Annotated in this window: 21 protein-coding genes; 8 read left to right on the top strand and 13 right to left on the bottom strand. The window is 62.5% G+C overall.

The genetic code is table 11. The features are described 5' to 3' along the window. Nucleotides 1–67: 67 nt before the first annotated feature. Nucleotides 68–838 (top strand): 23S rRNA (guanosine(2251)-2'-O)-methyltransferase RlmB, encoded by a 771-nt coding sequence (gene rlmB, locus O987_RS17120; protein ID WP_019042196.1) that lies wholly within the window; start codon nt 68–70, stop codon nt 836–838. An 84-nt stretch (nt 839–922) separates the two neighbouring features. Here rlmB and O987_RS17115 read toward each other — a convergent pair whose 3' ends face one another. Next, the gene (locus O987_RS17115) at nt 923–2,863 is read right to left on the bottom strand and encodes a hybrid sensor histidine kinase/response regulator (RefSeq protein WP_043373704.1); all 1,941 of its coding nucleotides are present in this window, start codon (nt 2,861–2,863) and stop codon (nt 923–925) included. Nucleotides 2,864–2,954: 91 nt separating this feature from the next. On the opposite strand from O987_RS17115, the gene O987_RS17110 reads away from it, so the two are divergent. Then, complete coding sequence (locus O987_RS17110) at nt 2,955–3,755, top strand: SIR2 family NAD-dependent protein deacylase (RefSeq protein ID WP_050874183.1); 801 nt, start codon at nt 2,955–2,957, stop codon at nt 3,753–3,755. A gap of 12 nt (nt 3,756–3,767) precedes the next feature. On the opposite strand, the gene O987_RS17105 is transcribed toward O987_RS17110, so the two are convergent. The 6 genes from O987_RS17105 to O987_RS17080 form a co-directional block, all read right to left on the bottom strand. Next, nucleotides 3,768–4,367 carry a chromate transporter gene (locus tag O987_RS17105; protein ID WP_019042193.1) on the bottom strand — a complete coding sequence of 200 codons (600 nt, stop codon included), beginning with the start codon at nt 4,365–4,367 and terminating at the stop codon, nt 3,768–3,770. Next, nucleotides 4,364–4,951: a chromate transporter gene (locus tag O987_RS17100; protein ID WP_003053770.1), complete on the bottom strand. Its 588-nt coding sequence runs from the start codon at nt 4,949–4,951 to the stop codon at nt 4,364–4,366. The genes O987_RS17105 and O987_RS17100 overlap by 4 nt, the downstream gene beginning before the upstream one ends. Before the next feature lie 157 nt (nt 4,952–5,108). Continuing rightward, nucleotides 5,109–5,756: a GntR family transcriptional regulator gene (locus O987_RS17095; RefSeq protein WP_003053771.1), complete on the bottom strand. Its 648-nt coding sequence runs from the start codon at nt 5,754–5,756 to the stop codon at nt 5,109–5,111. Nucleotides 5,757–5,901: 145 nt separating this feature from the next. Beyond that, nucleotides 5,902–6,648 (bottom strand): aspartate/glutamate racemase family protein, encoded by a 747-nt coding sequence (locus O987_RS17090; RefSeq protein WP_019042191.1) that lies wholly within the window; start codon nt 6,646–6,648, stop codon nt 5,902–5,904. 15 nt (nt 6,649–6,663) lie between these two features. Further along, nucleotides 6,664–8,097 (bottom strand): dihydropyrimidinase, encoded by a 1,434-nt coding sequence (gene hydA / locus O987_RS17085; protein ID WP_043373701.1) that lies wholly within the window; start codon nt 8,095–8,097, stop codon nt 6,664–6,666. A 159-nt stretch (nt 8,098–8,256) separates the two neighbouring features. After that, the gene (locus tag O987_RS17080; protein ID WP_003053774.1) at nt 8,257–9,561 is read right to left on the bottom strand and encodes an MFS transporter; all 1,305 of its coding nucleotides are present in this window, start codon (nt 9,559–9,561) and stop codon (nt 8,257–8,259) included. A gap of 273 nt (nt 9,562–9,834) precedes the next feature. Between O987_RS17080 and O987_RS17075 the strand changes: the two genes are divergently transcribed. Next, a complete protein-coding gene (locus O987_RS17075; RefSeq protein WP_003053777.1) occupies nt 9,835–10,566 on the top strand; it encodes an aspartate/glutamate racemase family protein in 732 nt (243 codons plus the stop codon). A 131-nt stretch (nt 10,567–10,697) separates the two neighbouring features. Continuing rightward, a complete protein-coding gene (locus O987_RS17070; RefSeq protein WP_043373697.1) occupies nt 10,698–11,546 on the top strand; it encodes a fumarylacetoacetate hydrolase family protein in 849 nt (282 codons plus the stop codon). Between the two features lie 81 nt (nt 11,547–11,627). On the opposite strand, the gene O987_RS17065 is transcribed toward O987_RS17070, so the two are convergent. Together O987_RS17065 and O987_RS17060 are read right to left on the bottom strand one after the other, a co-directional pair. Then, entirely contained in the window at nt 11,628–12,161 is a 534-nt protein-coding gene (locus O987_RS17065) for a GAF domain-containing protein (RefSeq protein ID WP_003053780.1), read from the bottom strand. 84 nt (nt 12,162–12,245) lie between these two features. After that, on the bottom strand, nt 12,246–12,500 hold the full coding sequence (locus tag O987_RS17060; protein ID WP_003053782.1) for a helix-turn-helix transcriptional regulator: 255 nt from the start codon (nt 12,498–12,500) through the stop codon (nt 12,246–12,248). 168 nt (nt 12,501–12,668) lie between these two features. On the opposite strand from O987_RS17060, the gene cls reads away from it, so the two are divergent. Together cls and O987_RS17050 are read left to right on the top strand one after the other, a co-directional pair. After that, nucleotides 12,669–14,108, top strand: coding sequence for a cardiolipin synthase (gene cls / locus O987_RS17055; RefSeq protein ID WP_003053784.1), 1,440 nt, complete (start codon nt 12,669–12,671; stop codon nt 14,106–14,108). Then, nucleotides 14,108–14,953 carry an NAD-dependent protein deacetylase gene (locus O987_RS17050; protein ID WP_043373695.1) on the top strand — a complete coding sequence of 282 codons (846 nt, stop codon included), beginning with the start codon at nt 14,108–14,110 and terminating at the stop codon, nt 14,951–14,953. Before cls ends, O987_RS17050 begins: the two co-directional genes overlap by 1 nt. Nucleotides 14,954–14,970: 17 nt before the next feature. Here O987_RS17050 and rtcA read toward each other — a convergent pair whose 3' ends face one another. The 4 genes from rtcA to O987_RS17030 all read right to left on the bottom strand — a co-directional run bounded on the left by rtcA (nt 14,971) and on the right by O987_RS17030 (nt 20,449). Continuing rightward, nucleotides 14,971–16,008, bottom strand: a complete 1,038-nt coding sequence (gene rtcA, locus O987_RS17045) for an RNA 3'-terminal phosphate cyclase (RefSeq protein ID WP_043373692.1) — start codon at nt 16,006–16,008, stop codon at nt 14,971–14,973. A 4-nt stretch (nt 16,009–16,012) separates the two neighbouring features. Next, nucleotides 16,013–16,891 carry a nucleotidyltransferase domain-containing protein gene (locus O987_RS17040; RefSeq protein WP_043373689.1) on the bottom strand — a complete coding sequence of 293 codons (879 nt, stop codon included), beginning with the start codon at nt 16,889–16,891 and terminating at the stop codon, nt 16,013–16,015. A gap of 53 nt (nt 16,892–16,944) precedes the next feature. Then, nucleotides 16,945–18,171, bottom strand: a complete 1,227-nt coding sequence (locus O987_RS17035) for an RtcB family protein (RefSeq protein ID WP_043373687.1) — start codon at nt 18,169–18,171, stop codon at nt 16,945–16,947. Between the two features lie 700 nt (nt 18,172–18,871). Beyond that, nucleotides 18,872–20,449 (bottom strand): vWA domain-containing protein, encoded by a 1,578-nt coding sequence (locus O987_RS17030; protein WP_043373685.1) that lies wholly within the window; start codon nt 20,447–20,449, stop codon nt 18,872–18,874. A 202-nt stretch (nt 20,450–20,651) separates the two neighbouring features. On the opposite strand from O987_RS17030, the gene rtcR reads away from it, so the two are divergent. Next, nucleotides 20,652–22,262 (top strand): RNA repair transcriptional activator RtcR, encoded by a 1,611-nt coding sequence (gene rtcR / locus O987_RS17025; protein WP_043373683.1) that lies wholly within the window; start codon nt 20,652–20,654, stop codon nt 22,260–22,262. A gap of 102 nt (nt 22,263–22,364) precedes the next feature. Then, a complete protein-coding gene (gene sbcB, locus O987_RS17020; protein WP_003053798.1) occupies nt 22,365–23,804 on the top strand; it encodes an exodeoxyribonuclease I in 1,440 nt (479 codons plus the stop codon). Nucleotides 23,805–23,819: the final 15 nt, after the last annotated feature.

Genomic DNA, 23,819 nt, shown 5'->3' with positions numbered 1-23,819 from the left:
AGCTGCCAGCCCAGACATGGCCCTGCGAGTCCCAGGTCTGCCGCAAACGCCGGGATAATACGGCCCCATGTCGTCCCCCAAAGTTCTTTTCGGCTTTCACGCCGTCGGCGTGCGTCTGAAGACCGCCCCTCAATCCATCATCGAAGTCTATTTCGAGGCTTCGCGCCGCGATGCGCGCATGCGCCAGTTTCTGGAGCGCGCCAAGGAGGCCGGGGTGCGTCTGATCGAGGCCGATGCCCTGCGCATTGCCAAGCTCGTCGGCTCGCACGGTCACCAGGGTGTGGCAGCTCGTGTGGAAGAGGTCAAGGACACACGTACGCTCGACGAGCTGCTCGATGACCTGGAAGATGAAGGCGTGAAGGCCCCGCTGCTGCTGGTGCTCGACGGCGTGACCGACCCTCACAATCTGGGCGCCTGCCTGCGTGTGGCCGATGGTGCAGGCGTGCACGCCGTGATCGCCCCCAAGGACCATGCGGCCGGCATCAACGCCACCGTGGCCAAGGTGGCCAGCGGTGCGGCAGAGACCGTGCCCTACTTCATGGTCACCAATCTGGCGCGCACGCTCAAGGAACTCAAGGAGCGCGGCATCTGGATCATCGGCACCAGCGGCGATGCCGACAGGCATCTCTACCAGATGGATCTGACCGGCCCGACGGCGCTGGTGCTGGGGGCCGAGGGCGATGGCATGCGCCAGCTGACCCGCAAGACCTGCGATGCACTGGTCGGCATCCCCATGCAAGGTGCGGTGGAAAGCCTGAATGTGTCCGTTGCCAGTGGTGTGTGCCTGTATGAGGCATTGCGCCAGCGTCTGGCAGCAGCCGTGGCGATCAAGGCCTGAGCAGGCTAGCCAGGCCGCTGAAAGCGAAAGCAAGGCGCGACTGCGACAGCGGTGGCGCCTTTTTTGCGGGCGGCCGATCCGTTCTCAGGCGGCCGGCAGATCGGCCGGGGTCGTGCAGCCCGGGTGCAGCATGCGCTGTACGGTGCGTGCCAGCTCGCCAATATCCATGGGCTTGCTCAGTACGACATAGCGGCATTCCCGGGCCTGCGGCAGTTCGGCCTCTTCGCTGCTGGTCATGAGGACGAGCGGAATGAGAATCTGCTTGCGGGCCAGCTCCTGCTGCATGTTCGCAATGTTCAAAGGGGCCGGGAATTCATCGGCGGCAATGATGAGGTCCACCTTCATGCCGCTGTTGATATAGCGCAGCGCGACTTCGGGCAGGTAGGCGGTCACGACCTGGTAGTCCAGTCCGTACAGCACCTGGGCCATGGCATTGCGCGCGGCCAGGTCCGGCTCGATGAGCAAGATCGTTTCCTGCCGGCCTGCCGGGGTAGCCGCTTGCGGGACCTGCGCAGCAGCCGGCTGTGCACGCGGGAAGTACAGGCTCACGATGGTGCCCAGGCCCTGGGTGCTTTCGACTTCGATCAGGCCCTGGACATGGTCCATGAAGTTCTTGACCATGGGCAGGCCCAGGCCCGCGCCCTTGCCCTCGGGCTTGGTGGTGAAGAACATGTCGAAGATGCGGGCCTTGATCTCTTCACTCATGCCCATGCCGTTGTCTGCCACGCTGACCATGACATAGTCGCCCGCATGGCCGGCACGCTTGAGCAGCACGTTTTCTGCGGTCAGCGTGATCTGGCCATGTTCTTCGGTGGCATCGCGCGCATTGATGCAGAGATTGATCAGCGAGTTCTCGAAATACAGCTTGTCCACGCTGATGGGCCAGATGCTGGACGCCATGTGCAGCTGCAGTTCAGCGTTCTGGCCGACGGCCTTGCTCAGCAGAGGCTCCAGATCCTGTACCAGCGCACGGGGGTCGGCAGCGGCCAGCTGCATGGATTTGCGGCTGCTGAACCCGGTCAGATGCGATGCCAGGCTGCCCGCTTTCTGAATCGTGTTGAGGATCACGTCCACATGCTCGAGCTGCTCGGGCTCGCCCAGCTGCTTTTCCAGCATGCCGGCATGCAGGCCGGTGATGAAAAGCAGGTTCTTCATGTCGTGCGCAACACCGGCAGACAGCTGGTTCACCATGCCCATTTTCTGGGCCTGTGCGAGGTAGGTTTCAGCCTGATCCAGCGCTTGCTGTTTGAGCCTCAGCTGGTGGCTCAGCGTGGTGATCTGGTCGCGCAACTGGTTCTCGGACTGCCGGATGCTGTCTATGCCCAGATTGGCGCCGACCCAGTAGAGAATTCTGCCCTGCACATTCTTGACCGGAGACAGCGACGAAAAAAACCAGTGGAACTGGCCGTCATGGCGCTTGATGCGCAGCCGGTATCCCGTCGGCTTTTCGGTGATCAGGGCACGCGACAGCCCGGTGTTGACGGCGGCCAGATCGTCGGGATGCACGATGTCGATCCAGATGCCTTCGCGCAGGCTCAGCGGGCGTACCTCCCGGTAGGCATACTCCTGCAGGGCCTGGTTGAACCAGGTCACTTCTCCATGGGGGGTGGCCATCCAGATCTGATAGGGGAGGTGATCCAGAAAGGCCTCGAAGCGGTTGACATGGCCCAGCCCGAGTTCGTCATCGGGCTCATGCGATGCGGTCTCGGCCTGCAATACATAGCACTGCACTGCGGGGCGCATTCCATCGTCCGGAATCGGTGAGAAATGCCAGAGCCCGGCGAGACCGGGCAAATGGGTCGTGGTTTCCCGGCCTGTTTCCATGCACTGGCCGACAGCCTTCCTGGCCGAATCGAACATCGCCAGCCCCTGCGTGGCAGGGGATTGAATGCCGGCTTGCAGCAGCCGCTGCATTGCGGGGTTGGCAAAGCGAAGTTCCAGCGTTCTGGCATCAACAACAGCCCATGCCAATGCTGCAGGCAGCATGGCTTGCTGAAGTGCGAACAATCGGCCCGATTCGTTCATGTGCTGGTGTGGTGCAATATCAGGCAGGGCAAACGCTCTGCACAGTGATTCAAGTATTCCACGTTGCAACTTGATTTTTGGGGTCATTGCCTTGGTTCAAGCACTTATTGACAATTCTTCGGCCTCCTTGGGTGCGATTGCCTGCGTGCGCCGCTGGCTGGGCGAGGCGCAGCGGCTGACCGTGCTTACCGGGGCCGGCGTCAGTGCCGAATCGGGAGTACCTACTTTCAGGGACACGGAAAACTCTTACTGGTCCCGGTTCAAGCCCGAGGAAATGGCCAGCGAGGCGGGGTATCGCCGCGATCCGGCTCATGTCTGGCGTTGGTACCAGCACCGGCGATCCCTGCTTGCCAGGGCGGCTCCCAACGAGGGACATCTGGCGCTGGCGCGCTGGGCAAGGCAGCATCCCGGGCAGATGACGCTCGTCACGCAGAACGTGGATGGGCTGCACCAGCAGGCGGGCAGCGAAGAGGTGCTGAGTCTGCATGGTGAGCTGAGCAGGAATCGCTGGCTGAATCGCCGCTGTGCGTCATGCGATCTCGAGCATGCTGTCCCTGGCGAGCCGCCGCATTGTGCCGCCTGCGGCAATTTGCTGCGGCCTGCGGTCGTCTGGTTCGGCGAGTCTTTGCCTGGTCAGACCTGGGCCAGGGCAGAGCAGGCGGCAGAGCAATGTCAGCTGATGCTGGTGATAGGCACATCGGGCGCCGTCTACCCGGCCGCAGGTCTGGCCAAGATTGCCAGGCGCAACCGGGCCCGCGTGGTCATTGTCAACCCGCATGCCAGCGAGCTGGACTCGGTGGCTGATCAGATGATCGCGATGCCGTCGGCGCTGGCGCTGCCCTTGCTGCTGGCAAGTCCCGAGGATGGCTTGCAGCCGGGACAGCCCTGCTGACTCCTGCCTCTACTAGACCCAGCCCAGCGCACCCAGCGCCGCACCGGCAGCCAGCAGCCACAGCAGATGAATGCGGGTGCGCCATACCAGCAGGGTGCACGCAAGGCTCAGCAGCCATAGCTTCCAGTCCTTGCCTGGGCTGCCGCTGGCGCTGCCCAGCAGCCAGCCAGTCGCCAGCAGCAGTCCGATCACCAGCGGAGCCATGCCTTGCTTGAAGGCACGCACGCCGCGCTTGTCACGGTTGCGCTGGCCCCAGCGCGAAGCCTGCCAGGTCAGCAGCGAACTGGGCAGCAGAATGCCCACCATGCATACGGCAACACCGAGTGCACCCAGGCCCCAGGCAGCAGGGCCGGTGCCTCCACCTGCATTCAGTCCCACGTTCCAGCCCAGCAGGGCGATGAACAGCACGTTGGGGCCGGGGGCTGCCTGGGCAATGGCGATGGAACTGGTGAACTGGGTTTCCGACAGCCAGTGGTTGCCGTCGACCAGATAGCGGTGCATATCGGGCGCGGCCGTGATGGCGCCACCCACGGCCATCAACGACAGCGTCAGGAAGTAGACAAGCAGATGCAGCCAGTCCACGGTCTGCAGATCGATCACCAGGGTGTTCATTCCAGGCTCCGATAGGTCAGCACGCAGCCGGTCGCGCCCACCAGCAGCAAGGCCCAGAACAGCGGCAGGCGCAGCACGGCAACCAGCACAAAGGCGGCAATGGCCAGCCCTGCGCAATACCATTTGCCCAGCGGGTGTTTGCGCAGCGTGCCGGCCAGCTTGAGGCCCATGCCTGCGACCAGTCCCGCCGCCACGGCACCCATGCCGCGCAGGGCGCCGGCCACGGCCGGATTGGCCGCGAACTGGGAATAGACCAGAGTGAGGCTGATGACCACTAGCATGGGAAAGGTCAGCATGCCGCACAGCCCCACGAGGGCACCGCGCCAGCCGAAGTAGCGTTCGCCCAGCATGATGGAAAGATTCACCACATTGGGGCCGGGCATGATCTGCGCCACGGCCCAGTCCTCCATGAACTCCTCATTGCTCAGCCATTGGCGCTTTTCGACCAGTTCGCGCTGCACCACGGCCAGCACGCCGCCAAAACCCTGCAAGGCCAGAAAGGTCAGCGACCAGAAAAGTTCGCTCAGATGGGCTGGGCGTGGCCGCTGGGCTTGCGGCAAGGATGGTGGGGCGGGTGCGCTCATTGAAACGGCCTTGAGGCCTCTGGAGAAAGTGATGGCGATCAGCCGTGGATGCTAATGCGGGCGCCTCTGCCCGGATAGCTGCCAGCCATCTCCAGTCGAGAAGGGCGTATCGACCACTTTGATGGCTCCCGTTGCCGTATCGCGACGCCGGCTGTGATCAGAGGTCGCCCAGTATCTGTTCCAGATCGGCGTCGTCGGCATCGGCCTCCAGGCGCAGGCTGCCCTGTATGTGATCCAGATGGCTGAGCATCAGCTGTTCTGCCAGCTCGCCATTGCCCGCGACAATGGCATCGACCACGGCTTCGTGCTCGTCCACCAGGCAGCAGGTGTTGACTGCCGACTCATACAGCGAGATCGTCAGGCAGGTCAGCGTGGACAGTTCACGCATGCTGCGCAGAAGCGCGGAGTTGCCGGCCAGCTCCGCCAGCAGCACATGAAACTCGCCGGACAGCCGCACCGTGGCTCGCTTGTCGGAGTTGGCGCGAGCATCGCGCTCCTGCTTCAGATGGGCTTGCAGACGACGGATCTTGCCATTGTCCATGTGCAGGACGAGGCGGCGCACAATGCCCGGCTCTATCAGCCGGCGTGCTTCGAAGACGTCCAGTGCCTGTTCGATGCTGGGTTTGGCGACAAAGGCTCCACGTTGCGGGAACAGCTCCACCATCTGGTCGCGTGCCATGCGGGCCAGCACCTCGCGTACGCGAGCCCGGCTGGTGTTGAAGATATTGGCCAGCCGGTCTTCGCCGAGTTTGGTTCCCGGCAACAGGCGATGCTCATGGATGGCTGTGGCAATGCGGGCGGCCATTTCATCCACGGTAATTTCGGATCGAGATGTATTGCTTCGATTGTTCACTTTTGTAGTGTTTTTTGTCGACATGCTGCTGAATTCTAGTGTCACACAGCATGCCGGCTTGCATCATCTCGATGGAGGTTATCCCGCAGCCGCGTGTTCAGGGTAGCTGGCTAAAGAGCTGGGTGAGGCCCGGGGGAAGATTCCTGAACTCCTTGCGCGGCGGCTTGGCAAAGCTGCCGGCGCGTGCCGCTGCGGGTGCCAGCGAGACCAGGCTTTGCGCGTGGTTGACGGCGCTGGAGACGCCATCGACGGCCGGCACCGGCAAGCGCTGCTTGATGGAGCGTGCCAGGCCGGCCAGCGGTGCGCCGGCAATGATCAGGACGTCGGCGCCATCTTCGCTGACCGCTGCTTCGCACAAGGCCTGCAGGCGTGCTGCATGATCGTCCTGTACGCTGGCAATGTCCCGCAGAGGCTCGTCCAGGCAGCGAATGCTGGCCAGCCGGTCCATGAGTCCGTTGCGCTCGACCATGTCTCGGTACCAGGCGGTGATGCGCCTGGAGATGGCAATGATGGAAAAGCGCTTGCCCAGCATGCATGCGCTCATGAGCGCGGACTCGGTCATGCCCAGCACGGGAATGTCCAGGGCCTCGCGCAGGCCTTCGAGACCGGGGTCGCCAAAGGCCGCCAGGATGACGGCGTCATGCCGCGCGGCATGGGTGGCTGCCAGCTCGGCCACCGCGTAGGCGGCAATCATGGCCTCGAAGCGCGTCTCTATATAGGCCACACCCATGGGGGCGGTCAGCATGGTGATTTCCGTACCCGGAGCAGCGGCCAGCCTGGCCTCTTTCTCTATCAAGCAAGTGACGCTCTCGGAGATATTGGGATTGATGATCAGCAGTTTCATGGTGTGTGCTCCGGTTCAGAAGCGGGGTGCGGGTCGCTTGGGCAGCAAGGTGGGGGCGCCACGCTGCAGGAATCGTCCCTGGCCGGCTCTGGCCTGGAATCTCTCGCCATCCCAGACGATCTGGCCGCCCGACAGGGTCAGGCAGGGCCAGGCCTTGAGCAGCTGGCCTTCGTAGGGAGTATGGTCCACGTTGTGATGCAGGTCGCGGTTGCGGATGGTGCGCTCGCCCTCCTGCCAGACGACCAGGTCGGCATCGGCACCTATGGCGATGCTGCCCTTGCGCGGGTGCAACCCATAGACCTTGGCCGGGTTGGTGGAGGTCAGCTCCACGAAGCGGTTGAGTGTCATGCGTCCCGCCAGCACGCCATGGGTGTAGAGCAGGGACAGGCGGGTCTCGATGCCCGGGATGCCGTTTGGAATATGGCTGAAGGACACTTCCTGGCCACCCGGCTTTTTGCCTTCCGGGGCGTCGTAGTTGAATGGCGCATGGTCGGATGAGAATACGGTGAAGAGCCCGTCGTTGAGACCGTTCCAGATGACCTCCTGGTTGGCCTTGTCGCGTGGCGGCGGGCTGCATACGCACTTTGCGCCTTGGTAGCTGTCGTCCAGGCCCAGGTCTTCTGCGCTCAGGAACAGGTATTGAGGGCAGGTTTCGGCCATGATGTTCATGCCATGGGAGCGCGCCCAGCGGATCTGCTCGACGGCCTCGCGGCCCGAGACATGGACGATGAGGATAGGCACATCGGCCAGCTCCGAGAGCGCGATGGCGCGGTGCGTGGCCTCGCGCTCCACCAGCATGGGGCGAGAGACCGCGTGGTAGCGAGGGGCGGTGCGGCCGCTGGCTTCCAGGCGCTTGGTCAGCCATTGGATGCAGTCGGCATTCTCGGCATGGATCATGGCCGTGGCATCGTATTTGCGGGCCACGTCCAGGACATCGAGAATCTGACCGTCATCGAGCTTCAGATCGTCATAGGTCATGTAGATCTTGAAGGAGGTATAGCCTTCCCGAATCAGCGCGGGCAGCTCGTTTGCCAGCACTTCGGGCGTGGGGTCGCTGACGATCATGTGAAAGCCGTAGTCCACATAGGCCTTGCCTTCTGCGCGGCGGTGGTAATCGGCCACGGCAGCGCGCAAGGACTGGCCTTTGGCCTGGGCGGCGAAGGGAATGATCGTGGTGGTGCCGCCGCAGGCCGCCGCACGGGTGCCGCTTTCGAAGTCGTCTGCCATGCGCACCGGCGGCTCCATGGGCTGATCCAGGTGGCAGTGGGCGTCGATGCCGCCCGGCGTGACGATCTGGCCTTGAGCGTCGTATTCGTGAGTGCCGGCGGGCAACTGCTTGCCCAACTGGGCGATCTTGCCGTTGCGGATACCGATGTCGGCTTCAAAGATGTCACTGGCAGTCGCGACTTGTGCATTGCGCACCACGATATCGAATTCGCAGGGGTTCATGTTCGGGATCGGTTTTACGGTGAGTGTGAGAGGCCAGTCGCAGCTGGCATGACTGTGGCGAGGTTTGCAGAACGATGAGGTGTCATCGCTTCCAGCGAGGGGGTGCCTGGTGCCGGGCGGGCAGGAGCGTGCCGCTCCTGCCGTCTTCGGGTCCCAGGTCTACACGGGTACTTTCTTGCTGTAGTCGATTAGCAGGGCCGAGCAGATGAACAAGCCCAGGCCTGCGCCGGTGAACATCATCAGCGCCATGAAGTAGGAGCCTGTGGCCTGCACGATCAGCCCCACGATGATGGGCACGCCGATGCCGGCGCAATTGCCGCCGAGGTTCATGACGCCGCCCAGAAAGCCGACGCGATTGCGGGTGCCGATCAGGGACGGGATGCACCAGAACAGGCCGCACCAGCGCAGGAAGAACAGGGTGATCGACAGCAGGATGACGACGGTGACGGGGTCGGTGATCTGCGAGACGCCATAGATGGCGATGGTGGCGATGATGGATGCAATGCCGAACAGGGTGCGCAGCACGGTGGCCTGGTTGCCACCTTTCTCACGCCATTTGTCGGCGATCCAGCCGCCGATCATTTCTCCCACGAAGCCGGAGAAGAACATGGCGAAAAGCGCACCGCCCATGGCCTTGATGTCCATGCCGTGCACCTTGGACAGGTAGGTGGGCATCCAGGTCAGCAGGCCGTAAAAGAGTGCGTTGAAGCACATCCAGCCAAAGAACATGCCCCATACCGAGCGGTACTTGAAGAAGTCCAGCAGCTTGCCCTTGCTGGTTCCGGCGTCGGCCCTGGCATCTTCGGCATGTGCTGCTTCGATGTGACGGGCTTCGGCCTCGTTCACACCGGAATGCTCGCGAGGGTGGTTGCGGATATAGGACCAGGCAAAGTAGCCCGCGATCATGGTGCCGACGCCGGCGACCACGAAGGAGATGCGCCAGGAGCCGAAGAAGGCGATCAGGCCCGCAATGATGATGGCTCCCAGGGCGGCTCCCAGCGGTGCGCCACCGTCAAGCAGCGTGGCGCCGCGGCCGCGCTCGTTCTGGGACATCCAGATGCCGTTGAGCTTGCCTCCGGCCGGGTAGATGGGGGCTTCGGCGGCTCCCAGCCCCAGGCGTGTCAGCAGCAGAGAGAACCAGCCCGTGGTGAAGGCGGCGATGGTTTGAAACAGACCCCAGCCCAGGGTGGCGCCGGCGATGACGGAGCGTGGGCCGTATTTGTCGGCAAGCATGCCTCCCGGGATCTGCATGAAGGCATAGGTCCAGAAAAACGAACTCAGCAGCAAACCCTGCATGGCAGGACTCAGATCGAATTCCTTGGCAATCATCGGCATGGCCACCGATAGGGAAGCTCGGTCGATGTAGTTGATCGAGATGAGGAACAACATCATCAGGAAGATCTTCCATCGGACTTTGGTCGGAGCCTGCGTGTGCTCCGCTGCGGCTGTGGTCGGGATATGCATCTTCGGGGTCACTCCATCCAGGGTTGGTTGATGTGATGAAAATTTAAATGTCGACAATGTTGTAAACAATATAGAAAACACCTATGTGACTAAATTCGCGTTGAAATATCTGCGTTTCCGCAGTGCTACAGACGAAGTGGAATGTATTTTCTGGCAACTTTGAGAATTGATGCTTTTATTGTTGTTGACAGTGTTGTTGACGTTTTGTGGTGGACTGAGAACAATGTGATCTGGCTGCCGAGACGGCCAGCCCTTCACGGAGAAACACAAGAGATGACTGCAACCAAGACATGCCTGGGCGTGCTGACGCCTTCTTCGAATACGGCGCTGGAGCCTCTGACCAGTGCGCTGGCCGCCAGCGCGGGTCGATGCTCGGCACATTTTTCGCGCTTCACGGTGACGGAGATTTCGTTGGCGCAGGCCGCGCTCAATCAGTTTGATGACAGCAAGATTCTTGCGGCCGCAGAGCTGTTGGCGGATGCCAAAGTGGATGTGATCGGCTGGAGTGGTACCGCTGCTGGCTGGCGCGGCTTTGAATGCGATCGGCAGCTATGCGAGCGCATCGAGCAGCGTACGGGCATCAAGGCAACGACGGCCATCCTGGCGCTCAATGAGCTGATGCAAAAGCTTTCCGTCAAAAAGCTGGCCATCGTGAGCCCCTATACCGCGGATGTGCAGCAATGTATCGTCAACAATTACCGCGCAGCCGGCGTGGAAACCACGGCTCATCGACATCTGAACATTTCGGTCAATCACCGCTTTGCGCTCGTGGAGCCGGAGCAGTTGCTGGGGCTGATCGAAGAGGTGATCGAGGAGGGAGCCCCCGATGCGGTGGTGACTTACTGCACCAATCTGCATGCAGCGCAGCTGGCGGATCAGGTGGAGCGGCGCTGGAATGTGCCGCTGCTCGATACGGTCAGCACCACGGTGTGGGGGATGCTGCGTGCGGCAGGACGCAGTCCGGCAGATATCAAGGGATGGGGGCGCTTGTTTGAAGTGGCGTGACAGCCGGTGGCTCAAGCAAGGGCTGCCGGCAGGCTGTGGTGAAAGACGAGTCGGGGATGGCGGCGCTTGGTGAAGAAAGACCCGGGCTTGCGCCGTGCGCCCGAAAGTGATGTCCGAGGAATGGAGAGACTATGAAACTGGTTCGATTTGGAGCTGCCGGAGAGGAAAAGCCCGGTCTGCTGGATGCGCAAGGGGTGTTGCGCGATGCTTCGAGCTGGGTGGCCGACTGGCGCGGCGCCGAGCTGCAGCCTGAAAAGCTGGCGCTATGGCGCGACCGACAAGCGGAGGAGCTGCCGGCCGTGTCAGGAGCCCCCCGACTGGGCTGCCCGGTGGCGCAGGTAGGCAAGATCGTCTGCGTGGGCTTGAATTATGCAGACCATGCGGCAGAGGCCGGGGCCGCGCCACCGGCCGAGCCGGTGCTGTTCATGAAGGCGGTTACGGCCATCAGCGGGCCCAATGACGACATACAGATCGTGCCGGCTGCGACCAAGGTGGACTGGGAGGTGGAGCTGGGTGTGGTCATCGGCAGCCGCGCCACGCGGGTGAGCGAGCAGGCCGCGCTGGGGCATGTGGCCGGCTATGTGCTGGGCAACGATGTGTCCGAGCGTGCCTGGCAGATGGAGCGCGGCGGCACCTGGGGCAAGGGCAAGAGCCATGACAGTTTTGCGCCCCTGGGGCCCTGGCTGCTGACGGCCGACGAGGTGGCCGATCCGCACTGCATTGCGCTGTGGCTGGAAGTGAACGGCCAGCGCATGCAAAGCGGCAATACCCGCAATTTCATCTTTGGCGTGCCCAAGGTCATCAGCTATATCAGCCAGTTCATGACCCTGGAGCCGGGCGATGTGATTCTTACCGGCACGCCTGCAGGCGTGGGTCTGGGGCAAAAGCCGCAGCCTGTCTTTCTCAAGCCCGGCGACGTGGTGCGGCTGGGTGCCGACGGACTGGGCGAGCAGCGCCAGGTCTGCGTGGCCGTGAGCTGAGCTGCATTCCTTCCGGAGAGCTGGCTTTCAGAGCTTTCCTGGAGAAACCGGAGCGGAAGGCGCGCGCCTTTCTTTGGCCCGCTACGGATGCTGGGCCTGCTTGATGTCGATTCGCCTGGCCGTGATCTTGGCCACGCATTCGAGCTTTTGCAGATCCTTGGCTGTCAGGCTTTCATCGGCGGCCTGACTGAAGCAGCACAGTGTGCCGTAGACCTTGCCGCTGGCCAGCACGATAGGTGTGCTCAGATGGGCACCTACGCGAAAAGGCGTTGCCGGCAGCTTGGAAAAGGCCGGATGGGTGGCAGCGTCATGGACCAGGCCGGGCAGAACGCCGTCGAGCACGCACTGGCAAAACGACTCTTCCAGAGAGCCGCCGCCGCCGGTGGCAATCAATTCCTTGCCGGGGGCAGTATCGACATGCTGGAACATGCGTTGGCCGTTGCGGATCTCGGAGACAAAAATCACCTCCATATGCAGGTGCTGGCGCAGCTCCTGCAGGACCAGGCGCACGTTTTCATCGACCAGTTCGTCGCTTTGATCTGCCGTGGCCAGCAATAATTCGCTGACCTGTACCTCCAGTGCCTCGGGTGCGTAGTCCCAGTTGTGAATCGCCATCTCTCAAACCTCTGCATATCGCGCAAAAACTCGGTCCATTTTGGCCGAGCCAACAGGGTTCTCAAGCTAACAATACGTAAGACTTCAAAGTGAATCCTGGCCGGCTTGAGTCTGGATGAGCGCCAGCACCTGGGCATGCAGCTCGGCGGGCACGGCGATCAGCTCCATATTCAGCACACGGGCCATTTCCTGCAGGGTGGAAAAGCGCGGGTCGACATCGCCGGTTTCCGTGCGTTGCACTGCCATGCGCGACAGACCGGCGCGTTCGGCCAGATCGGCCTGGGTGATGCGGGCGGCCTTGCGGGCCTGGGCCAAAGTCGTGATGAGTTCGGAAGTCATGCGTATCAATATACTCTTTGTAGCGCGGTGCAAAAGCGTGGCGCCGGCTGGAGGGTGTTTCCCCGGGGCAGGCCGGGCGCCGCAGTCTGCCACGCCACTGCCATACTGCGAGGGCATGGTGGCGATGGTTCACGGAACAACAGGAGTGCGCAATTGGACTGGATAGCAATGCAGCTGAGCCACGAGAGCGTCAAGCTCTGGCTGTCCGTGGGCTGGTCGCTGTATGTCATCGTGGTGGGCATCTGGATCTTGCTGCAGCGCAGCCAACCGATTGCCACACTGAGCTGGCTGCTGTCCATGGCAGCGCTGCCCGTGGTGGGTCTGCTGGTCTATTACTACTTCGGCCCGCAACGCATGAAGCGCCAGCGCATCAAGCGGCTGCGCTCGCGAAAGCGCTCGCGTGTGCGCAACAGCATGCAAAAGCTCCGGGAGCGCATTCCGGCCCAGCAGGAGCGCCTGCGCCAGGTGGCGCGGCTGGTCGGCATGACCAGCGACTTCCCGGTAAGCACGGCCACCTCCATGCAGTTGCTGGTGGGCGGAGCCGCGACCTTTGATGCGATTGCGGAGGCTGTCAGCGCCGCACGTCACCATGTTCATCTGGAGTACTACATCTACGAGCCCGATCAGACCGGCACGGCCTTGCGTGATTTGCTGATCGATAAAGCACGTGCAGGTGTGCAGGTGCGTCTGCTGGTGGATGCTCTGGGCTCCAAGAAGCTGGGGCGCAAATTTCTGGAGCCGCTGCTGCAGGCCGGGGCCGAGGTGCTGCGCTTTCACGACGCCAAGATAGGGCGGCGGCTGCGGCCTGTGGTCAATTTCCGCACCCACCGCAAGATTCTGGTCTGCGATGGCAAGGTGGGCTTTACCGGCGGCGTGAACGTCACCGATGAAGAGAACGAGCGCATCTGCGACGATGCCTATCACGACGTGCATCTCCGGGTCGAAGGCTCCGTCGTCAACTGGCTGCAGACGGTGTTTCTCGAGGACTGGACCTACACCCGCAGCGATGATCCGTACCGCCTGCCCGACGATCTCGATGACCTGCTGCCCGACTGCGAAGACGGCCCCATCCCCATGCAGGTCGTGACCTCGGGGCCTGACGACCAGCTGGACGCCATCTACCGTGCCTATCTGGCGGCCATCAATGCAGCCCAGCAGCGCATCTTGCTGACCACACCGTATTTTGTGCCGACCGAAGGCGCACTGACGGCTCTCACCAATGCCGCGCTGCGCGGTGTGGAGGTCCGCATCCTCGTGCCCAAGAAGTCGGATTCGCTATTGGTGACGGCCGCTGCGCGCTCCTATTTTGACGAGCTGATTCGCTGCGGTGTGCATATCTATGAATATGCGGCCAGCATGTTGCACTCCAAGACGCTGGCGGTCGATGACAATATGGCCATGATTGGCACGGCCAATTTTGACTATCGCAGCTTTTTCCTCAATTACGAGGTCTGCGTGATCGGCTATGGGCCGGAGCTCAATCAGGCCATCGCTGCCCAGTTCGAGGCCGACCTGGGCCAGGCTCGAATGGTGCAATATCGCAGCGAGAAAGGTCTGCGGCGACGGTTGTTCGGCTCCATGGCCCGGCTGACATCGCCGCTGCTGTAATGCGTGAAACCGTGAATCATTGTGTGGACGCTCTGGCGCTGTGGCGCCTGCAGGACTGGCTGCATGCGCATCCGCGCGTGGTGGTCATTGGTGGTGCCGGCTGCAGCACCGAAGTCGGCATTCCCGACTACCGTGACCGCAACGGGCAGTGGAAACGTCCGCAGCCCGTGACCTATCAGGCCTTCATGGGCGATGCGCTGGTGCGTCAGCGGTACTGGGCGCGATCCATGCTGGGCTGGCGCGTGATGGGCCAGGCGCGGCCCGGTGCCGCCCATCAGGCGCTGGCGCGGCTGGAGCAGCAAGGCCGGCTGGAGTTGCTGATTACCCAGAACGTCGATGGCCTGCATGATGCGGCCGGCAGCCTGAACATCGTGGACCTGCACGGTCGCATCGACACTGTGCGCTGCATGGACTGCGGCAAGAGCTCTGCCCGCGCCGATCTGCAAGTGCGGCTGCTGGCGCTGAACCCCGCCTGGGCCGAACTGTATGCGGCTCCTGCCCCTGATGGCGATGCCGATCTGCAAGGGCAGGACTTCAGCCGCTTTGCCGTGCCGGCGTGCCCGCATTGCGGTACGGGCCTGATCAAGCCCGATGTGGTGTTCTTCGGTGAAACCGTGCCGCGTGAGCGTGTGCAGGCCTGCATGGCTGCCGTCGCCAGGGCCGATGCACTGCTGATCGCCGGCTCTTCGTTGATGGTGTATTCGGGCTACCGCTTTGTGCTGGCAGCGCATGCGCAGGGCAAGTCCGTCGTGGCCATCAATCAGGGGGTGACGCGAGCCGATGCACTGCTGGATTTCAAGCTTGAGGCCGATGTGGGGCAGGTCTTGACGAGCCTGAGTCTATAGCTGGTCCCGGAGTTGGATCAGCCCGGGGCGATCTGCACCTGATGGGCATGCGCCCCGGACTCTGTTGTGATCCGCACAGGCAGAAAGCGCTGAATCACCGCGAAGTTGCTCAATGCGTGGGGCGTCAACTGCGTGCAGCTATAGCTGGCGGGCTGGCCGCGCAAATGCACGGCCAGCGCCAGCGGCAGCACCCACTGGTCAGCCAGGTGCGGGCCCAGAGCGCCATCGCTGCTTTGGTAGCGGCGCATTTGCTGTGCCAGCTGGGTGGCCACGGCTTCGGCGGTTACGCCTTTTTCGCCGAATTCGGTAAAGACCTCGGTCACCTGCTCGTGCACCAGCGTGCCCAGCAGCGCATTGCCAGGGCCCTCGTTCTGGCGCACGCCGGCTTGGCGCAGCTGCCCGGGCTGCCAGGCCATGAGGGTGGCCAGCTTGTTGAGCTCGCGCCGGGCAATCGACGAAGGCAGGGCCGGGGCCAGGCAGTCCGCATAAGCCTCTAGAGCGCTGCCTCGTTCGTTAAGGTCAAAAGGAGTCAGCACCTCTCTGGCGCCGCCGATCACGGCCTCGAACTCGCCGCCTCCGGCGGGGTAGAAGCCGTGGCGCTGCAGGCTCAGTTGCACAGGCGCACCAAGGCGGCGCAGCAGCGGTGCATAACTGCGCTCCAGAAAATGAAAGGGCGGAGCCATGGGGTTGTGCGTGCCGCCCCTGAGCTGGACACGGCTGTCGCCAGCGGCCAGCATCAGCGCGGGCCACACGGTCTGCAGCACCAAGGTGCAGCTGCCGGCCGAGCCCACATTGAACGTATAGCTGCCGCAGCGCACGGTGCCGGGCGTGAAGTGCAGTGTTTGCGAATGCAGCGCTGCACCTTCCACCCGGGCGCTGCTGATTTCGGTGGCTGCGTGAACGCAGGTGAGGTGCTGGCGCATCAGCCCGGGCTTGGAGCGGCCCGCACGGATCCGGGTCAAGGCAAAAGCCTGGCCCGTGCACATGGACAGGGCCAAGGCGCTGCGCAGTATCTGGCCGCCGCCTTCACCCTGGGAGCCGTCGATTTCTATCATGGTTCTATTCCTCTTGTTCTTGATTTTTTCTTGATGATTGGGTGTTGAAGTGCGTTACGGCCTCCAGCAAAAACGCATCGGCGGCTTGCACCGTTTCGGCACTCAATGGCTTGGCCTGCGGCGCATATTGCTCGGCCAGGTCCAGCTCGGTCCGCAGAAATTCCTGTATGCGAGACCAGGGGGCGCTGGTGGCCGCTTCGCCGGCGCGCATCTTGACCGTCAGCAAGGCATTGAGTTCGCTGAGCAGCTCGGCATCATGCAGCAGCGCCGTCGCGAGCTCGGCAAAGCGCATCGGCGGCACGCCGCCGATCTCTCGTATCCAGCGTGCGGCCAGCAGGGGGCGCAGCGCGTAAAAGTATTTTTTGTACTTCACGAGCTCGTTGTCCGGGCGCAAGTGGTTCTTCATGGTCTTGCGCGCCATGGACAGATAGTGGTGATAGCCGCGCACGGGCGAAAAGCTCTGCAGCGCCAGCTCGTGCAGGCGCTTGACCCAGGCGGTCTCGCTGCAATAGACCACGGGCGAGCGCAGCCACTCCAGCAGCACCGGGTTGGACGCCTGCATCAGCTGCAGCGCCTTGCGCAGTTCCCAGCCGCTCACGTCCAGCTCGGCGCTCACAGGCAGCTCGATCACATCGCGGCCCGCGCGGGTGCGCAGATACCAGGGCAGGCGTGGCACATAGACAAAGCGCACGTCATAGTCGCTGTCGGGCGAAGCAAAGCCCCAGCCGCGGCTGCCTGATTCGCAGGCAAACAGCACCTTCACATCGTGTTCGCGCTCGAGTGCCTTGAGCTGGGCTAGCACGGCACTGCGCATGGCGCCGGATATCGGGTGCGCGCTCAGCACGCTCTCTTGGGGTTTGAATGCTTGTTCAACGGTTTGCATGATGGTTCTCGTTCTTTTACCGGCAGCGAGAACCCATGCTCCCGCTGCATTTGCTAACCCTTGACGCAGATCACCTGCTTGAGGGTATGGACCACTTCCACCAGGTCTTTCTGGGCGGCCATGACGGCGTCGATGTCCTTGTAGGCCATGGGGATCTCGTCGATCACGCCCTCGTCCTTGCGGCATTCCACGCCTTCGGTGGCCTTGATCTGGTCAGCCACCGAGTACAGCTTCTTGGCCTTGGTGCGGCTCATTACGCGGCCCGCGCCGTGGCTGCAGCTTTCAAAGCTCTCGGGGTTGCCCAGGCCGCGCACGATATAGCTGCGCGCGCCCATGCTGCCGGGGATGATGCCCATCTCGCCGCGCCTGGCGCTCACGGCACCCTTGCGGGTGACGAACACATCCTCGCCAAAGTGGTGTTCCTTTTGCACATAGTTGTGGTGGCAGTTCACGGCCTCCACATGGGACTCGAAAGGCTTGGCAATCACCTGGCGCACGGTGGCGATCAGGTTGGCCATCATCACCTCGCGGTTGCTTATGGCGAACTTCTGCGCCCACGAAACTGCGCGCACATAGTCGCCAAAGTAGCGGGCTCCTTCTTCAAGGTAGGCCAGGTCCCGGTCGGGCAGATTGCGCTGATGCAGCTCGGCGTCTTTTCTGGCCAGCTCGATGAAATGGTTGCCGATGGCATTGCCCACGCCACGCGAGCCCGAGTGCAGCATGAACCAGACAAAGCCCACCTCGTCCAGGCACACTTCCACAAAGTGATTGCCGCTACCCAGAGTTCCCAGGTGCTTGCGGTTATTGGTCTTTTCCAGGCGCGGGTGCAGCTCGCACAGCGCGTCGAACTCGTCGGCCAGCGTGGCCCATTTCTGGTCCACCAGATCGGGAGGGTTCTCCCAGGCACCAGGGTCGCGGCCACGGCTTTTGGGTGCCGAGCCATGGGGCACGGCTTTTTCAATGGCCGAGCGCAGCGTGGCCAGGCTGTCGGGCAGGTCTTCGGCGCGCAGTGTGGTCTTGGCGGCCATCATGCCGCAGCCGATATCCACGCCGACGGCTGCGGGGATGATGGCCTTGACGGTGGGAATCACCGAGCCGATGGTGGCACCAATGCCCAGATGCACATCGGGCATGGCGGCAATATGTTTGAAGACAATGGGCAGGCGAGCGGCGTTGGCCAGTTGTTGCCGGGCCTCGGCTTCCACGGGCACGCCCTTGGTCCACATCTTGACGGGCACGCCGCCAGCGACTTCCAGCAGTTGGTAATTCTGTTCGGACATCTTGATTTCCTTTAGGACTTGCGCAAACAGGAAGGCAACAGCTGACTGCCGACTGAGGCAGTCGTCTTGCCTGAACCCGTTTTGCGCAAGTCGTTTCCTTGTTGTTCCTGTCATGGATGACGGCCCTGCAGCGACAAGGGGTGGTGAAACATCGTGCTCTACCAGGCTGAGCTACAACAGCTTTGCAACTGCTGGCGGGATTCGAACCCGCGACCACGAGATTAAAAGTCTGTAGTTCCACCGGCATTCGCTACAAGGCAGCCAAACCGATAATTCATTTGGACTCACGCTTGCGCAAGTCGCGTTCAAAAAAAGGCGGCGCGACCAGAGAAGCAAGACATAGCCGTGACCGGTTTCCCGGCTTGGGAGTCGAACCCGTGGCAACCGATGTAGTCCTGCTGGCATTCGCGCCAAACGCAAACCATGGTGATGAATGTCTGGCTGCGACAAGGTTTGGGTGAAACATAACCCGTGCTGTACCTTTGGCTACCGCTCGTTGATCTTCCGATCCGACGAGGCGGGCAGGAATCGAACCTGCAATCCGGGCACCCATGTAGTTCCACCGGCATTCGCAGCCAGTCATTCAAACCGCTTAACTTCATTCAGGACATCCGCCGCAGGCGACAAGGGGGTGGTGAGACGGGACAGTTTGGAGATGTAGTCCCACCAGCATTCGCCAGCAACAGATGATCACTTCAAATCACTGAGGTTCGAGAGCGATCTTCTCGATCTCGCCCACCCAGTGCTCGGCACCAAGCCTGCCTTCGGCAAAACTTGCCACCACATCGAATACCGCATCGCTGAAGCCGCCGACATTCAGAATGTCGTCACGCTCCATGGCCTGCGTCGTGCCATAGGGCTGGATGTCTATGCAGACCAGCCGGGCGTCGGGGTTGCGCTGCTTGATGCGCTCCCACTGCTGCATGGTCTCGGTAGCACCGCGGCGCACGCCATCGACCCAGGACTCGTTGTCCGAGACCATGATCACCATATCCACCCGGGCCTTTTCATCGGCCAGCTGCTTCAGTGGTGCACTGCAGTTGGTGCCGCCGCCGCCGATCTTTGCCAGCCTGGTCGCATTGGTCATCACCGAGTCGCGGCCGTTGAGCTCCAGCTTCACCACCTTCTGCTCGAAGGGCAGCACGCGGGCCGTCCTGTTCTTGCGCAGCACGGCGGCGGCCATCAGGCCGGTCACATCGATGCAGCGCACCGCCGAGGTGGCTCCGGCGCGATAACCCGTCACAGGGCTGTGCATGGAGCCCGATACATCGGGGCAGACCACCACCGCTCCTGCAAAGCAGGGCACGTTGGCAATCGCATGCTCCATAGCATCCTGCAGCGCATCGCGCACCTGGGCCGGTACCTGCTCGCCGGCAGCCTGGTAGGCCGACAGCAGCTGGTAGGGCATGGCGCGGGCCCTGGCCACGGCGCCGGCATCCGCCAGCTTGCGGGCAATCAGCGCCGCCATCCCCTGGATCTCGAACACGCCATGGCGTGCAAAGGTGTTCAGGTTCTGGCGCACCATCTGCCATGAGCCGTTGCGGGCGATCTGCGCCCATTGCTGGGCGTTCAGCTCCAGCGCGGTCAGCATCTGAAACGGCACATCAGGCAGCTCGGCACTCAACAGGCCCTGGGCCGCATCGCGCTTGAAGCGCTCGAAGGCCTGGGTGATGGGCGGCAGCGCTGCCTCATCAAAAGGCTTGCCGATCAACCAGGCAAACCATGCGGAACGCCAGGCCTCCCGGGGCTTGGGGTGGACCATCTTCACCACGTCGGCCAGCGAAGGGGTATTGCCCACGGCAGCGCTGAGCAACTGCTTCTCGCTCGCGTTCAGCAGCCAGTTCTGCACCAGCTTCTTGGGTGCCGAGCCCAGGGACTTGCGACCCATGGCGCCGCTGCGCACGATCTGCACAAAGTTGCGCAGCATCTTGCCGTTGTCGATCACGCGGCCGAACACCTGGCTCAGCAGCGCGGTATCCCAGACAGCCAGCGCGGCAGCCAAGGTAGCTGGCACGTCCTTCATATAGCCGCGTTGACGGGCGTAGATGGCCGTCTGGGCTGTAAAACGCGTGTCCACTTCAAGCACCAGATTGCCCAGCTGCTCCAGCTGATCCTGACCGCTGGCATAGAAAGTCTGGCTCAGGCAGCCGGTCACGGCCATCTGGGCCAACTGGTGGCGGGGGCTGAAGGCATAGGCTGCGGCGCCTTCCTGATTGATCGTGTTGGCCGCTGCAGTCAGTGCACCGCGGCTGGTTTGAAACAATTGCGTGTTGACCATTCTTCTTCTCCTGTTTGCATTCAACTTGCAGATGCTCTGGTTATTGCAAGCGGTGTGCCAACTTCTCGAAGATCAAGTGATTAAATTACAAGTCATTGAATTGATTGAATAAATTCCATATCCATTGCTTTTGGTGGTAGTTGAGAGGGATGAGGTATTGAAAGATTATTAGAATCAAAGATAGATATTTATCTGGAAAGATATGTCCAAAAAGAATGTGGTGATTGGCTTCATGGGCACGCAGCTCGATTCAGGGCAGGGAGCGGGGCGCTGGAACAAGTGGCGGCCCACGGTGTCTCTGACCCAGCATGAGGACCAGGTGATAGACCGGCTGGAGCTGCTGTACTCCAGCCGCTACGACAAGCTGGCGCAGACCCTGGTGCAGGACATTGCCAATGTCTCACCCGAAACCCGGGTCAATCTGGTGGAGTCCGAAGTCCAGGACCCCTGGGACTTTGGCGAGATGTATGCCGTGCTTTACGACTGGGCGCGCAATTACCGCTTTGATACCGAGCGCGAGAATTACTGGGTGCACATCACCACGGGCACCCATGTGGCCCAGATCTGCATGTTCCTGCTGGTGGAGTCGCGCCAGATACCGGGCGTGCTGCTGCAGACCTCGCCACCGCGCAAGCAGCAGGCGGGCTCGCCGGGCAGCATGATCCTGATCGATCTGGACCTCACGCGCTACGAAGCCCTGGCCCAGCGCTTCCATCAGGCCCAGACCGAGGCGCTGGACTTCCTCAAGAACGGTATTGCCACGCGCAACCCGCAGTTCAACCAGTTGATTGAAGAGGTAGAGCGCGTGGCGATTCGTTCGCGCGCACCGATTCTTTTCACCGGGCCCACGGGTGCGGGCAAGTCGCATCTGGCGCGGCGCATCTTCGAGCTCAAGAAATCGCGCCACCAGGTGGCCGGCGAGTTTGTCGAGGTCAACTGCGCCACCTTGCGTGGCGACGGCGCGGCCTCCACCTTGTTCGGCCACAGAAAGGGCGCGTTCACCGGGGCGGCGGCAGACCGTGCCGGCCTGCTGCGCACGGCGCATGAAGGCGTGCTGTTTCTCGACGAGATCGGCGAGCTCGGTCTGGACGAGCAGGCCATGCTGCTCAAGGCCGTGGAGGAAAAGCGCTTTTTCCCCATGGGCAGCGACAAGGAGGTCAGCAGCGACTTCCAGCTCATAGCCGGCACCCATCGCGACCTGCGCGTCGATGTGGCCGAGGGGCGCTTTCGCGAAGACCTGTTTGCGCGTATCAATCTCTGGTCCTATACCTTGCCGGGCCTGGCCCAGCGGCCCGAGGATCTGGAGCCCAATATCGACCACCTGCTGCTACGCACAGTTGCCGAGACCGGCAGCTCCGTGCGCTTCAACGCCGAGGCCAGGGCGCTGTATCTGCAGTTCGCCAAGTCTGCCCAGGCTCTCTGGAGCGGCAACTTCCGTGACCTTGCGGCCAGCATCACGCGACTGGCCACGCTGGCCGACAGCGGCCGCATCACCACCGCGCAGGTGCAGGCCGAGATCAAGCGCCTGGACTGGCTGTGGCAGCATGCGCAAAACCATGTCCTGCCCAAGGCCGAAGTGGATCTGGGCGACTATCTGTCCGAAGACGCCATCGCCCAGATCGATCTGTTTGACCGCTTGCAACTGCAGTCCGTGATTGCCGTGTGCCGCGCATCGACCACGCTGTCCGATGCGGGGCGCAAGCTGTTTGACCAGTCACGCCAGCAGAAGGCCGTGGTCAACGATGCAGACCGGCTGCGCAAATTTCTGCACAAATTTGGTTTGAATTGGGAGCAGTTCAAACAATCATATTGATAGCTGCCTACGCTTTATCCATAAGGGGTAAAGGCCAAAAATGCTTTAAGTTGATAGGGCTGAGTCGTAAGCTGTGCCGGTTCGCAGGCATACTTCGGGCCCATGGCTCATACCTTCTTCTGGCACGACTACGAAACCTTTGGCGCTCAGCCGCGCTATGACCGTCCCGCGCAGTTTGCGGGCATACGCACGGATGACCAGCTCAATGAAATCGGCGAGCCCGTGATGTGGTATTGCCAGCCGGCCAATGACTATCTGCCCGACCCGCAATCCTGCCTGATCACGGGCATCACGCCCCAGCGTGCACTGCAGGAAGGCGTTGCCGAGCATGAGTTTGCAGCGCTGATCGAGGCCGAGCTGGCCCAGGCCGGTACGGTGGGCGTGGGCTACAACACGATTCGGTTCGACGACGAGATCACGCGCTTCATGTTCTGGCGCAATCTTACCGACCCTTATGCGCGTGAGTGGCAGAACGGCTGCGGCCGCTGGGATTTGCTGGATGTGGTGCGCATGGTCTATGCGCTGCGTCCCGACGGCATTCAGTGGCCGACCAAGGAGGACGGCACGCCCAGCTTCAAACTCGAGGACCTGGCCCGCGCCAATGGTCTGCTGCACGAGCAGGCACACGATGCGCTGAGCGATGTGCGCGCCACGATTGCCCTGGCCCGGCTGATCCGCGAAAAGCAGCCGCGCCTGTTTGACTTTGCCTTTGGCCTGCATAAAAAGGATGGCGCTCTGCGTGAGATGGGTCTGCCTGCCACGCAGGAGCACGCGCGCCCCTTTCTGCATGTGACCGGCATGATCAGCCCCGCGCGCGGCTGCCTGGCCGTGATGTGGCCGCTGGCTACCCACCCCACCAACAAGAACGAAGTCATCTGCTGGGATCTGGCGGCCGACCCGACCGAGCTTTCGGGCATCAGCATCGAGGACCTGCGCCTGCGTCTGTTCACGCGTCAGGCCGAGCTACCCGAGGGCGTGAGCCGTCTGCCCATCAAGAGCATCCACGTCAACAAGTCGCCCATGGTGGTGGGCAGCCTCAAGACCCTGAGCCCGGCCATGGCCGAAAAATGGGGCGTGGACATGGAGCTGGCGATGCGGCATGCGGCGATGGCCCGCGACCTGCCCGATATGAGCGCGCAATGGAAGGCCGTCTTCACGCGCGAGGCGGGTGAGCCGCTGGACGCCGACCAGGATCTGTATGGCGGCTTTGTAGGCAACGAGGACCGCCGCCGTCTGGAGCGCATCAAGCGCCTCTCGCCTCAGGAGCTGGCGCTGGACAAGACCGGCTTTGATGACGCGCGCCTGACCGAGCTGGTCTGGCGCTACCGTGCGCGCAACTTCCCGCAGACGCTTGATGCCGGCGAGCAGCAGCGCTGGGAGCAGCACCGTGCTGCCTGCCTGATCGAAGGCCAGGGCGGGGCACGCACGGCCGAGCAGATGTTCGCCATGATCGACAGCCTGTCCGAAGCCGCCGACGAGCGCGCCGAGGAGATTCTGGGCGAGCTCTACGACTATGCCGACGCCATGGTGCCCGAGGCCTGAGGCCTCGGCGGTGGC

The sequence above is a fragment of the Comamonas testosteroni TK102 genome (genome assembly GCF_000739375.1).
In the GTDB taxonomy this organism is placed as follows: domain Bacteria; phylum Pseudomonadota; class Gammaproteobacteria; order Burkholderiales; family Burkholderiaceae_C; genus Comamonas; species Comamonas brasiliensis.
The sequence above is the reverse complement of the archived record's forward strand: the minus strand, read 5'-3'. Positions and strand labels throughout refer to the sequence as shown.